The sequence below is a fragment of the Lysinibacillus sp. RC79 genome, assembly GCF_041262405.1.
Classification (GTDB): Bacteria; Bacillota; Bacilli; order Bacillales_A; family Planococcaceae; genus Lysinibacillus.
The window spans coordinates 64,486-77,848 of sequence record NZ_JBGCCD010000018.1; the positions used below are offsets into that span (position 1 = coordinate 64,486).

Below are 13,363 nucleotides of genomic sequence, written 5' to 3' on the forward strand. Positions count from 1 at the left end.
GTTACTGTCTGCACACATCCTTATCCCAACGATATCCTAATCCTCTTTGGGTGATGATAAACTGTGGATTTTTTGGGTTATCTTCGATTTTGTCTCTTAAACGCATAATATATACAGATAACGTATTTTCATCAAAAAATACTTCATCACCTTCCGTAATTTCCAGAAGAATTTCATCTCTTTTTAATACTTTGTAAGCATTCTTCATAAAAGTTAACAGAAGCTTATATTCTAAATTCGTTACTGGGACAATTTCTTGATTTTTATAAACCTTGACTTGGTTCATATCAATTTTTATATTCTCAGATGTTAAAATCAATGAAGCTTCTTCTAACTTAGTTTGTTTACGCAATTGCACTCTTACTCTCGACATAAGTTCTCTAACTCGAAAAGGTTTTGTTATATAATCGTCCCCACCAATATCTAGTCCCATTACTACATTCGCTTCTTCGTCAAGGGCGGTTAAGAAAATAATAGACATGGCATCGTTTTGTTTTTTAAAGTGCATGCATAGATCATAGCCATTTCCATCTGGAAGGTTGATATCTAATATAGCCAACTTAAAAATAGTATGATCAAACTGGTTTCTCGCTTCTTTTACACTAGAGGCTCTAATCACCTCATACCCTTCATTTCTTAATGAAAACTCGATGGCTAAACCAAGAGCCTCATCATCTTCAACCAGTAATATTTTATTCAAATATACCCTCTCCTTCCCCTCACTCCATATTAGCAGTTACTGCCAAATCAGAATAGCCTGACTATAAATAGCCAGGCCTTTCGTATTATTCTTCCCTTATCGTATCTATAATATTATCCTGCTGAATTCTTCGGAGCGGTAGCAAAACAGATAAATAACTAATTAACAAAGCGGCAGCAAACGTAATGAAACAAGCCTCATAGGGAATCGTCCATGCAACCTTCAAGACACCGGAAGCAGCCAAATAAATAATATATGAAAGTATGCAACCGAAGAAAATGCCTTGCAAGCTTCCAGAAAAACCGTAAATCAGTGCTTCATAGATAATCATTTTTTTCAAATCCCTTTGAGACATGCCTATGGATTTTAGTGCAGCCAGTTCTTTTCGTCTAATCATGATACTTATAGTAATCGTATTGAGGATATTTAAACTCCCAATTAAAGCAATGACCACAATAAAAGCATAGACAAGAATTTTGGTCACGAGAACGGTTTCCTTCTTGTCTTTATTCTCTTCAAAGTGATTAACCACTGTAATGGAGTGTTTATTTCCAAAAGTCTTCCGGATGTCCTCAACAGTCGCGACAGATTGAGCTGGATCCTTCAATACAATTTTAAAAATTAAGTTCTGTTCGTAAACTTCGGATACATTCTGAATTAACTTTAACTGATCCATAATTTGCAGGTTCTCAGAAGATGCTTGATTGTCATTTGGCAGATAGATTGTAAGATCCGATTTAGTGGAAGGATCGTTCATAAATTTGGATGAAAATGCGATATCCATCAACGATGAAAAAGTAATAAACAATACACTGCTTATAATAATTGATAAAATGGTAACCATATAACGATTTTTATTTCTTTTTACATTTTTCAAAGCCATGCTTAAGGGAAAAGATAAAGGCTTTTTCAGAACGGTATTCTTTTGTTTTCTGATTGCCTCTTTTTTAATTGACAGTCTGCTGCTGATTGCCAGCAATGGAGATATTTTGCCTGCAAAAAAAGCAGGGTAATAACTAGACGCTAAAACAGCTGTCAGGGTAAGAATCGAACTGATTAATATTATCTTCCAATCGACATTGAATATCGAAATATTCTGACCATCTTCTAATAAAATCAAGAACATAGTTTGGAGAATAGCAAGTGCCAATAAGCTACATACAATCCCAATTGGTATAGCGATGACAGCCAGCACAACAGCTTCTTTCATAACAATTTGTCTAATTTGCTTTCGCGTAGCGCCGATGCTTCTCAACAAGCCAAACTGCTTCATCCGCTCTACGACACTGATTTGAAATGCGTTATAAATGACAACAATTGTAGAAATGACAACTATACTGACAACAATAACAAGAATGGCCAGAACCGATTGATCCGATTCCGGTTTCAAAGCTCGAATCAATTGAGTATTAATATCAATGTTATTGCCTTCAGTCATTGATTTTAGTTCGTCTATAACCTCGTTAAAGTCTGCTTTCTCGTTAATTTCAATTAATATCCTTCCTTCTCCAATAGCAAACTCACTTTTATATGTTAATAATCGGCCCTCTTTACTTTTCTGTGTAAACTCACTATTATTCAGTAAACCAACCAGTTGATATGTTTTTCCATCCAGTTCAAATGAATCACCGATTTGAAGATCTTTTTTTATATAAGGAAGTACCCAGGAATCTACAGCTGCCTCATGGTCATTGGTTGGTAATTTGCCATCAAGAAGGCTATAGGTTAAAAATTTCAAGGCGTGATGATCCGAGAAATTCATTTTCACAGAAACATCTCCAACAGGAACGATGTCTCCCTGAGACATTAAACCAAACGATTCAATTTTGGGATTAAATTTGATTTTATTTAATAGCTCTTCATCATAATCTGAAATACCTACATGAAAAGAAACTCCGCTTAACTTCTTGGTATTCTCAATATGGGTAAGTTGTGATCCTTTCATAAAGAGGCCAATCGTTGAAATTAACGCTACAGAGAGTATGATGCCAACCAAGGTCAAAATGGTTCGTTTCATATTCTTCTTTAAATACCTGGTACCTAATTGCTGATAACTATGAATCAAAATCATTGTCCTCCAGTCTGTAACTTTTTCTCAGTCAGTCGCTGATCAGAAATGATTTTACCGTCTTGTATTGTGATGATCCGATCAGTAGCCGATGCTATCGTTAAATCGTGAGTAATCATGACAATGGTTTGATTGTATTTTTTTGCCGTGAATCTTAATAAATCCATAACTTCTTTCGTATTTCGAGTATCCAAATTACCAGTTGGCTCATCTGCAAGAATCAAATGCGGACGATTAATAAGCGCCCTACCAATTGAAACCCGTTGCTGTTGCCCTCCAGATAGTTCGGAAGGCAAGTGATTCATGCGTTCTTGTAGCCCAAGGATATTAATAATTTCATTTAGATACTCCATATCTATAGATTCACTATCTAATAACGTAGGCAACGCAATATTTTCCTGAACATTTAATACTGGTATCAAATTAAAGAATTGAAAAATAAATCCGACTTTTCTTCTTCTAAATATGGAAAGCTCATTATCTGTATATTTATAAATATCATTGTCCCCAATGAATACCTTTCCCGAACTAGGGTGATCCAATCCACCTAAAATATGTAGCAGTGTACTTTTTCCAGAACCAGAAGCACCGACAATTGAGACAAACTCGCCTTGCTGAATAGAAAGATCGATCCCCTTTAATGCATTTACCCTGTTATTACCTTCTCCATAACTTTTCACTACATTTTCCATTCGTACAACTTCCATATAATCCATCCTCTCCTCAATCAATTATGCCTCGGCATAATTGCGTCCAGAATCGGCTTTGTGCTTAGGCCTGCACGAGGGCCGACACGATGTCGGTCATTTCGGTAATGCCACAGGACGTGGCGCTTTTACCGATGCAGGTCAGTTAGCCGTTATCGCATGGATGCGATGATTTTAGGCTAACATCCTTTATTAACTCCTTTCCGATTCTGTGACATCCGCCGGAGGCTTTAACTTCTTTCAGTAGCTGACGCTTTGCTTTCGCTACCAAAACATTTGTAGCTGACGCTTCGCTTTCGCTACCAAAACATTTGCTGAAAGAAGTTAATCTTGTATGTCTACAAAATTTACTTTGTCTTCGCTATCTGGATAGACGCTCTCTATTTCTTTGAAAACTTGGTTTATCTTTTCTTTATCTTTATAATCGAATTTACTACCACTATTTAACTGAAACAATGTGAGCATAGACTCAGAATCAGTTAATTCATCATAAGTTTGGTCATTTAGAATAACAAGATCCTTGGGAATATATCCGATCCACGCTTGATGTTTAAGATAATGTACAGGTATCATCTGTCCATTCAAGTCTATTTGGTGAAATTCCATATCCCCATCGCTAAAAGAATAGAACAAATTCAGTGAACCGGGTAATTCTTTAATTTCATGAACAGGTTCTGAGATGATAGACGCACTGTTTGGATCTTTTCTTGCCCTAATAATTCCTTTCTTAACTAATTGTTCAGCAGTAGTTTTGTTAATAACTGCATACTTTAAATTTGATTCACCTTTTTTTGTTACTATGAACTTCATTTTGTAGTCAACTGTTTGTTTAGTTATATTTTTATACAACTGCTTAACTTTATTGACATCCTTTTCTGTGCCGATCACTAAAATTCCATTGACTGATTGTGGTGGACCTTCAATAAGACGTTTTACTCCAAATCCTATACCAATAAAAATGGCGATAACTAAAACTAAGCCTATAATTTTTTTCATTTTATTTCTCCTTATTTACTTGATGTCTAAATTATAGACTAGATATTCTTTATAATTGAATAACTGTTGTCTAACTATTTATCCACTACTCTTACTCATTTGTAAGAATACACATTTTCTATATATATATTAGTGTTTATTTACTTTTTGCAGGAGGAATTAAGATTGAAAGTGCTTTGTAGATACTAACACCTTAAGCAGCTAAAAAGTATTACTATTAACGGAACGGCAAATGGAAAAACTCCATTTTAATTTTAATCAAAATGGAGTTTTTATAAGATTTTTATAAGCAGACTTTATTTTCAATTCATGGGATTTTTAAAATGTCCTCAATGATTTATAGCATTCTAATTAGAATTCGTTAATGGTAAAAAGCTACGGCAATTTCAAGTGCTTTTAGTGGCTCTTTGATTGAATCAAGTGTATAGACAAGCTTTTCGTCCTGCCAAACAATTAAATTTCCTGATTTATAAACATCTAAGCGCGCAAAACCATTTTGTTTTGGAATAGGAAGCATATTTGTTTCTAAAAACTGGACTACCTGTTTAGCAAGCTTCACACCTGCTTCTGGATTATCTGTTCGTGTATGTGTCGCTAATGCCCATCTTCCCTCATTCCAACCAGTCCATAACGAACCAGCTCCAGCATCCTGATAACCTTTAATGTTATAGCCAAGATCAACCTTTTGACCAACATTTTGACTAAATTTCTCAAATGAAATTTGCTCATTTGCTTCTTTAGCATTCGGATATTGCTTTACTACTAGTCTTGCAATAATCGTAGCTGTCTGTGAATTTTTAAGCTTCCTATCATTGATTGGCAAATACTCTTTACTTTCAAAAAATAGTACTTCAACTTGGTTAGCTTTTGCCTGCGTTGTTGCAGTTAAAAATGTACCTTTTGTTATCGGAAGCCCTTTTGGTAAAATTATAGGTAAATTCGTTTTAAGCTGGTCCTTAATATTTTTTAGTGCCCCAGCCTGTGTATTAGATGCTACTGTGTTTCCCTTATTTGTTTTGGGCGGTTCCTGTTGATTTTCATGTGATTGACGTTCTTCTTCTTTTGGCTTGTTTGTCATGTTAGGTTGTTGTTGTTCTTCTTGTGACTTGTTCGGCACAGGTTCATCTTTATCAGAGCATGCACTTATTAAACTGAAACTTAAAAGCATGAAAGTGAACAGTATCTTTTTCATGGCATTAGCCCCCTTCAATTTTTCCCTATCCTTAATCAACTAAAACTTTTTGTTATTTTAAACTTTTGGCCAAGCATATCGTAATACTTATCCTTTGCGGTAAGAAAACTAAGCTTACCTTTTATTTTCAAGCCACGAAAAGCAGCTTTGTCATCAATTAATCTATTAAACACTGAAGTTGTTAGATTTTTTTAATTCACATTTTTACCTCCTAAAATTATGATTCGGTTAGTAGACGCGAATTATTACAATAAGTTTCATCGTTTTTCAAAATAATCCAATTTAAGGATAATCACTGATACCTCGGCATATTGCGTCCGGAATCGGCTTTGTACTTAAGCCAGCAAATGTTTTTTGTGCGAAAGCGTAGTGCTAACGTAGCGACAGCAACAGAAGTTTTTTGTGCGGAAGCGAAGCCTCAGCAACAACACGATGCAGATCAGTTAGTTAAAACTAAATCTATAATTTTTTTCATTTGATTTCTCTTCTAATACTTTGATGTCTGAATTATAGACAAGTTTTCCTTTACAGGTGAATGACTATTGTCTAACTATTTATTATTCTATTCTAACTATTTCGTAAGAGTAGAGATTTACGGCTTACCTTTAGATTTAACTGAATTTCCCCATGATAATCAGCGAGCAGTTGAAGTCGTTAGGTAAATAAACAAGGTTGTAAAAAAATTTAGAAAAAGTCGATCCTTGCTCCATGTAAACAATTGATATTGAACTATTCAAATAGCCATTAAGATTGAATGACTATACCCTGTTACGATATCTCCTTCACCCAAACAAAAAGGTCGCAACCGTGTAGGGAATGTCTCCCTTCACCATGTTGCGACCTTGCAAGAAATTTATTTAGTCAATGAAAATGGAAATACGTTCGCCCTTTGACAATATTGTACTAGGTTTAATGATTTGATTATTTAATTGAATCGTTCCATTTTCAATTTTCTTTATGATCTGTGATCGACTCCAATCCTCAATTTGGATTGCAAGCACTTTATCAATTCGATGTTTTCCAATCACAACATCTAATACAATGTGTATCACCTTTATTCCTCGTTCTACTAAGCTGATTATCGGAATCGTTGATAATATTGAAGATTCTTCTTTCTGCTCCTCAACTTCAGCAACATGCTCTGAGAACGTTTTATAAATAGCTAACTTTTTATTCCACGTATGATTTTTTTCGCATTTATATATTGCAAATTGGTATATATTTTTTCCGTTTGCGTTATGCCTTCGTACATTTGTATCCATAAAAACAGATAATTTCCCACACATTTTGCAGTGCTTCTTGACAGTTCGTTCTGGTATTTGAGAAAGCCTCCAACGGAATGTAATATTTAACATTAATCCTTCACCTCTTAAGATAAAGGTACGCAAGCATCTATTTGGATATCTCGCAGTACAATGTAAAATTTATTGTATAAATAAAAAAGGAGATCCTACACAAGGACCTCCTGACGCATTGAGACTACAGGGTTGCTCGGTTCCTTTGTAATGAGAAAAATGGGCACACTACCCCCTTGAAAAAAACATTGTTTTTTTGAGGGCAATGCTATCCAGTTTATTGATCATCACAAAGTAAATGTTGGCATACGTGTTCTCCTGTATCCTTTCCATCCAAATAGATTTATCCTATATTACCATATAATTACATAAAAATACAAATGGAATACCCTATTTCATTATCAATTACTTAAGGCTTTAACAAAATTCGCCCAACCGAGTTTCTATCTTCCATTTTAGAATGTGCCTTAGCTACATCTTTTAAGGCATACACATGGTCTATTTTTATTGAAAAATCGTCATTTGCTACCCACTTTTGGAAATTCTCCATATATTCGGGCCAATATTTCATATACGGAAGTCCATTTGTTCTTGTTAAAAACAGAGATCCTTTTTCTTGAAGTTTCATTATATCAAGTGGCGGAACATATCCACTTGACTGACCATACATCACTAGATAACCTCCTAAACCAAGACTGTTCAAATTTGATTCAAAGGTATCCTTTCCAACCCCATCATAAACTACACGGACACCCTCTCCATTTGTTATTTCTCTTACTCTCTCAGGAATGTTCTCTTTTGAGGAAATCAAAACGATATCTGCACCAGCTTCAAGCACAAATTTCGCCTTTTCTTCTTTTGATGTTACACCAATTACTTTTCCTCCTCGAAGCTTCGCCATTTGACATATTAAACTTCCAAGTCCGCCAGCTGCTGCTTGAATTAAACACCATTCTCCTTCTTGAATAGGATAAGCTTTATGTGTAAAGGCATAGGCCAAAAATCCCTGTGTCAGTCCGGCTGCTGCTTGTTGATCAGGAATATCTATATTTATTGGAATCATTCTCTTTGCTGAAGAAATTACATGGGTTGCATAGGTTCCCGCGCCTCCACAGATTACCCTATCTCCAGGTTTTAAATGGTCAACATTTTCACCTACCGCTTCAACAACACCCATACATTGACTACCAATTGTAATCGGCAGGTTACTATTGAAACCTGCTTCCTTTCCGTAAAATTTTTGCTTTATCAGGTCACCCCGTCGCATCTGAATATCAAGGAAATTCACAGAGGCAAACTTTACTTTGACGAGCGCCTCATCTTTACCTATTTCAGGGATATCAAGCCATTCTAATTGCATTTTTTCGGGACCGCCATATTCATAAATACGAACAACTTGCATCTTTTCTTGATCTCTCATTTTATCCTCTCCCCCCATATTGTTTCCTAGAAACTATATTACCACTTTATGAATTAATGTCAATATTGTTTCCAGGAAACTTTGTGAGATTGCTTTTTTCTTGTATACTATAGAAACAGGCTTATTTCTTAATAAATTTATGAAAAGGTGAATAAACGATGTACGATAACACAGAAAAGGATGCTCTTGTTTTTCAAATCATTAAATTAACAGAGCAAATTTCGAAAAGATTTGCAGACGGAGATGACGAGGAAAAACAATGGATGGCCCAAAAGATTAAAAATCCAATTTTAAGACAACTTTTGCCGAATATAACTATAATGATGTTACATGTTTTAGAAGCAGTTGGAAAATTCGGGCCTGTCAATGGCATTACGATCTCCAAAGAAATGGAAATTCCAAAAGGAACCGTTTCAAAAATTACGCGCAAGTTAGAGAGTTTGAACCTCATAAAAAAAGAGCAGTTGCCCGATAATAAAAAGGAAATTCTCTTTTCTATTACGCCACTCGGATATGAATTGTTTGAGGTTCACAAGGACCTCCATGAGCATATAGAAAAGAATGTATTTCATTTTTTAAATAAATACCAATCTAATGAATTGGATTTTTTAACTAGAGTATTAGAAGATATCTTAAAACAGTCATTGGTTCAAATAGAGGAGTAAACTCCCCTGACTTCCCTTCCTTATGGCTACCAGAAACGATTAAGCGGCTTGAGTCCTTTAGAATTAGGACTCAAGCCGTTTAAAACATTTTTATTATTCTCGTTGTCTAATGAAACAGTTCAGTGCCTGGTTATGTTGATAGAAAATTCCTCTATTTACGTTTTAATCTTTACAATCGTAATAAGGTATATGAACTAAAAATTGAACGCCATTTTCTATATTACTTACTGAATAGGTAACAGATATGGATTCAAAAATTTGTTTTACAATATATAGACCTAGCCCACTTCCACCTGTATTTCGATTTCTTGATTTTTCGATTCGATAAAATGGCTCGAATAATTGTTGGATTTCTTCTTCTTTAATTTTAACACCTGTATTAATCACTTTTATTTCAATCTGACTTTCTTTTGGAAGCTCAGTTACCTCGATAAATACTGTTTCTCCTTGTGGTGAATACATAATCGCATTATGTATTATGTTTTTAAAGGCTTTTTCTAATAAGTCACGATCTGAACGTACATTCATGAAAGAAGAAATTTGTTTTATTATCTGAATATCTTTTTTAGAAGCAAAAAAACCGAGATCTTTCGTTATTGTATCAATTAATTCTGAAAGATCAACATCTTCCAATTGCTGTTTAAAGGTATCTTGTTCTAGTTTAGACATACTCAAAATTTCTCGAACCAATTGCTCCATTCTTTCGATTATTTCGTGGTTTTTTTCTAAATAGAAGTCACGATTTTGATAAGGGCCGATATTATAAATCATCCCTTCTAAATATCCCTTCATCACAGTGAGAGGAGTTTTCAATTCATGTGCAACAGTTGCGAAAAACTCTCTACGTTTTGTTTCGATTTTTCTTTCTCTTTCAATATCATCTTTTAATTGCTCATTTGCTATTTGTAAATCGATCATTGTTTGTTGCAAATTATTCGACATCTCATTCAAGCTATTGGATAGTTCCTCTAATTCGTCATTTGAACGAACTACGATGTTTTCGGAAAAATCTAGGTTTGCCATCTTTTGCGCACCCTCATTTATATAAATGAGCGGTTTTGTAATGAACCTTGAATAAAAATAGGCACTACCCAATCCAATACACACTACAATAATACTTATATAAGGAAGAAAACGTACTAAAACCTGTGACGCTTCATCAATAGGTTGAAATGTCGCGAATACAGTAACCGTTAAATTACCTTCATCTAGAAATTGGATCGGCAAAGTAACAAAAAATGCATTCCTAGGAGTTTCTTCATTCTGTATTAATGCTGTTTTTGCCGTAACATTTGGTGGTTGCGTAATTCCCTGCATCATAAAATTAGGCGAATATATAATAGTTCCTTCTTTAGTTTGTAGGTAAATGAAGGCATTGTTATTTTTGATGTAATCGTCAAAAAGCGGTATCGCATTTGTTAATGTTAAATTCTTAGAATTATGGATTATTTCCTCTATTCCCGATTGGAGCTGATTGGTTTTATATTGTTCATAAAATGTTGGAAGGAAGAAGTATAAAGTTAAATAAATCAAGACGGCAAAAGATAACAATATGAGAGACGTGATCATAAAGAGCTTATAGGTTATTTTTTTCATCTTCATAATGTTGACAATCCTATTCATCGATTTTGTATCCAATACCCTTCACTGTTTTAATGTAAGGTATATTTAATTTTTTTCTTAAATTTTTTATATGTGTATCAATCATTCGTGTTTCTCCTGCATAATCATATCCCCAAATTTTTTCAATGATGATTTCTCTAGTAAGCACTTTTTTTTGATTATGAAGTAGTAGCTGTAGAATTTCGAATTCTTTTGTTGTTAATGGTATTTCAATCTCATTTACATAAGCTTTATATCCATCACGATCGACATTTAATTCATTAAAACTTAAATGATTCTCCTTATTATTACAATAACTTCTTCTTAGAACGGCTTGTACTCGCCTAATTAACACATGAAATGAAAATGGTTTTGTTATATAATCGTCAATACCGAGATCAAAGCCTTTCATTTGATCTTGTTCTTCTTCTAAAGCGGTTAACATAATAATTGGTATACTTGACTGACTACGGATCATTTTAGCAACTTCAAACCCGTTAAGGTTCGGCATCATTACATCAAGAAGAATTAGATCAAAGGCTTGTGTATTAAATCGCTTCATTCCCTCTAATCCATCTGATGCAACCTCTATCGTATAATTTTGTGTCATCAAAAACTGTTTAATTAATTCTTGAATTTCTAAATCGTCTTCTACTACAAGAATATGATAGTTCATCGATATATCCCCCTCGTAGCCATTATAACCGTTCAATTTGTAGTTTATGTGAAGATACCTCATATTCCCTTTAAAGCCTCTACTATCCTCACATTCATAAAGAAAATTTTCATTCTCACATGGAATCGAAATAACTATATTTCCTTTTATAAAAGGAATTTTACAAATGTTTTGTTTGGTAACCCCAATGAGAGCACAATACTGGAAGGAAAGCTTTTGGGTTCAACTTCTCTACATAAACACCTCAATATCTCCACACAGATACCATATTGGTCATATACATTAGTTGTTAGGAAGAAAATTAATTCTATTATATGTGTCCTTTCAATAGAATGAAGCGTCTAGATTTATATGTCTATACAGCAGTTTTCTTTCAACTTACTCAACTAAGGAGAAGCTTTTATGTATAAAATTAATCTACGTCCATTGTTGTTATTGGTCGTATTTACGTTGATATTGTGTTCGTGTTTAACATACGTATCGCTTAAAGCATTAGGAGCAGAGGATATCTTCTTTAAGTGTATGAAGTCACTTGTTAATATGGCAATGATTAAAATTTCTTAGAAATATTTTTCAATATGATTAATAATAAGAATCCATTTTGAAAAAAAGATGGATTCTTATTTTGTCGTTTAAAGATTTATTTGTAAAATTAGTATTTTCTACTTATGATGGATAACAATTTCATCCTTTAGCATAAGATTTTTATACATCCTCCTTCATTACTTTCCTATCAATAAGGATATAGTCTTTTTAAGAGCTTCAATTCTAAAAATTTCTACTGATATTTTTTACATAAAATTTTAATTAAGACACAAAGCTCCCCCTAAGATAAACATGTTGTAATTTTCACCTGTTTATCCTAAGGGGAACGTATGTTATTCATAACTAATATTTAGGGTATAGTTCATTTCTGCTTGAAGGTAAATTTGTCGAGCAATAGTATCATAGAATTTATTTAATGCATGAAAGAATTTCAATTAGGAGATGTAGAACCTTGTATCATATCTTCTTCTGAATTAGATGAGTAAGGATCCCACTGTTCTGGTGTCCGTTCACCTGGTTTTGATGTGAATTCCTCCCACTGCTCTGGCGTCATTTCTCCTCTTGGATTTGGAGATTCCCACTGCTGCTGGTCGGGAATCTTTTCTTCTGAATACGTATTATTATCTTGGTCCATATTGGTTTCACTTTGATCCAGGTTTCCACCTAAATTAATCAAATTCGCAAATAAACCAATTGCTATTCCGATAGATACTAAGCCGATGGATGCTGCTATTTTCGTCCACATCTTTTTCACTCCAATTTTACATTTTTATAAAAGAGTTTCGATAAAATTTTATTCCCGTTTCTTCTTCAAATGTTTACAAACCAAATTTCGTTCTTCAAGATAAACTACCTTATCAGACTGTTTAGCGACTTCCTGGGAATGAGTGACAACGATGATACATTTATTTTCTTTATGAGCTAGTTCTTTGAACAATTTTACAATTTCATCCGAAGTTTTCTCGTCTAGATTACCAGTTGGTTCATCCGCAATTAATAAATCTACTTCACAAGATAATGCACGAGCTATGGCTACACGCTGTTGTTGACCGCCACTAAGCTGTAAAACCTTTCTTTTTGCTTCGATTTCCGACAAACCAACCATTTCTAATAAATCAAGAGCTCTTCTCTTTTTATCTTTTATGTTAACCCCTGTAATTTCCATTGCAGTGACGACATTTTGAAGAGCCGTCATATACGTAATGAGATTATAAGATTGAAAGATTATCGAAACATATTTATTTCTATATTTATCTAAACCAATTTTTCGTATATCATTTCCTTTGTAGAGCACATGTCCTTCTTTTGGGTTATCTAATCCACTTGCTAAACTAAGTGCTGTTGTTTTTCCTGATCCTGAAGGACCTAAAATGCTATAGAAACAACCTGTTTCAAAGGTAAAGTTAACATTCTCTAATAAAGTATTCTTCCCATTATTACTTTGATAATAGTAATTTAGATTTTTAAATTGTAATATGATGTCCATATGACTCCTC

The 13,363-nt window shown here is 33.9% G+C and carries 13 protein-coding genes; 2 read left to right on the plus strand and 11 right to left on the minus strand.

The genetic code is table 11. From position 1 onward, the window contains the following. Position 1 precedes the first annotated feature (1 nt). The 7 genes from ABH968_RS16970 to ABH968_RS17000 form a co-directional block, all read right to left on the minus strand. Entirely contained in the window at positions 2-700 is a 699-nt protein-coding gene (locus ABH968_RS16970) for a response regulator transcription factor (protein WP_370045793.1), read from the minus strand. Positions 701-785: 85 nt separating this feature from the next. Continuing rightward, positions 786-2,765 (minus strand): ABC transporter permease, encoded by a 1,980-nt coding sequence (locus tag ABH968_RS16975; RefSeq protein ID WP_370045795.1) that lies wholly within the window; start codon positions 2,763-2,765, stop codon positions 786-788. 2 nt (positions 2,766-2,767) lie between these two features. Beyond that, entirely contained in the window at positions 2,768-3,475 is a 708-nt protein-coding gene (locus ABH968_RS16980) for an ABC transporter ATP-binding protein (RefSeq protein ID WP_370045796.1), read from the minus strand. A gap of 324 nt (positions 3,476-3,799) precedes the next feature. Next, positions 3,800-4,471 (minus strand): lipoprotein BA_5634 family protein, encoded by a 672-nt coding sequence (locus ABH968_RS16985; RefSeq protein WP_370045798.1) that lies wholly within the window; start codon positions 4,469-4,471, stop codon positions 3,800-3,802. Between the two features lie 361 nt (positions 4,472-4,832). Beyond that, positions 4,833-5,663: a hypothetical protein gene (locus ABH968_RS16990; RefSeq protein WP_370045800.1), complete on the minus strand. Its 831-nt coding sequence runs from the start codon at positions 5,661-5,663 to the stop codon at positions 4,833-4,835. 857 nt (positions 5,664-6,520) lie between these two features. Continuing rightward, positions 6,521-7,018 carry a S4 domain-containing protein gene (locus ABH968_RS16995; RefSeq protein ID WP_370045802.1) on the minus strand — a complete coding sequence of 166 codons (498 nt, stop codon included), beginning with the start codon at positions 7,016-7,018 and terminating at the stop codon, positions 6,521-6,523. A 349-nt stretch (positions 7,019-7,367) separates the two neighbouring features. Beyond that, entirely contained in the window at positions 7,368-8,378 is a 1,011-nt protein-coding gene (locus ABH968_RS17000; RefSeq protein WP_370045803.1) for a quinone oxidoreductase family protein, read from the minus strand. A gap of 158 nt (positions 8,379-8,536) precedes the next feature. Here ABH968_RS17000 and ABH968_RS17005 point away from each other — a divergent pair, with 158 nt between their 5' ends. Next, positions 8,537-9,043, plus strand: coding sequence for a MarR family winged helix-turn-helix transcriptional regulator (locus ABH968_RS17005; RefSeq protein ID WP_370045805.1), 507 nt, complete (start codon positions 8,537-8,539; stop codon positions 9,041-9,043). Between the two features lie 162 nt (positions 9,044-9,205). Here the strand turns inward: ABH968_RS17005 and ABH968_RS17010 are convergent, their stop codons facing one another. Next, positions 9,206-10,666: a sensor histidine kinase gene (locus tag ABH968_RS17010; RefSeq protein ID WP_370045807.1), complete on the minus strand. Its 1,461-nt coding sequence runs from the start codon at positions 10,664-10,666 to the stop codon at positions 9,206-9,208. Next, positions 10,659-11,321 (minus strand): response regulator transcription factor, encoded by a 663-nt coding sequence (locus ABH968_RS17015; protein ID WP_370045809.1) that lies wholly within the window; start codon positions 11,319-11,321, stop codon positions 10,659-10,661. The genes ABH968_RS17010 and ABH968_RS17015 overlap by 8 nt, the downstream gene beginning before the upstream one ends. 402 nt (positions 11,322-11,723) lie before the next feature. Between ABH968_RS17015 and ABH968_RS17020 the strand changes: the two genes are divergently transcribed. Then, the gene (locus ABH968_RS17020) at positions 11,724-11,885 is read left to right on the plus strand and encodes a hypothetical protein (RefSeq protein WP_370045811.1); all 162 of its coding nucleotides are present in this window, start codon (positions 11,724-11,726) and stop codon (positions 11,883-11,885) included. 412 nt (positions 11,886-12,297) lie between these two features. Here ABH968_RS17020 and ABH968_RS17025 read toward each other — a convergent pair whose 3' ends face one another. Together ABH968_RS17025 and ABH968_RS17030 are read right to left on the minus strand one after the other, a co-directional pair. Further along, entirely contained in the window at positions 12,298-12,612 is a 315-nt protein-coding gene (locus ABH968_RS17025) for a hypothetical protein (RefSeq protein WP_370045813.1), read from the minus strand. A gap of 48 nt (positions 12,613-12,660) precedes the next feature. Then, positions 12,661-13,353, minus strand: a complete 693-nt coding sequence (locus ABH968_RS17030; protein WP_370045814.1) for an ABC transporter ATP-binding protein — start codon at positions 13,351-13,353, stop codon at positions 12,661-12,663. Positions 13,354-13,363: the final 10 nt, after the last annotated feature.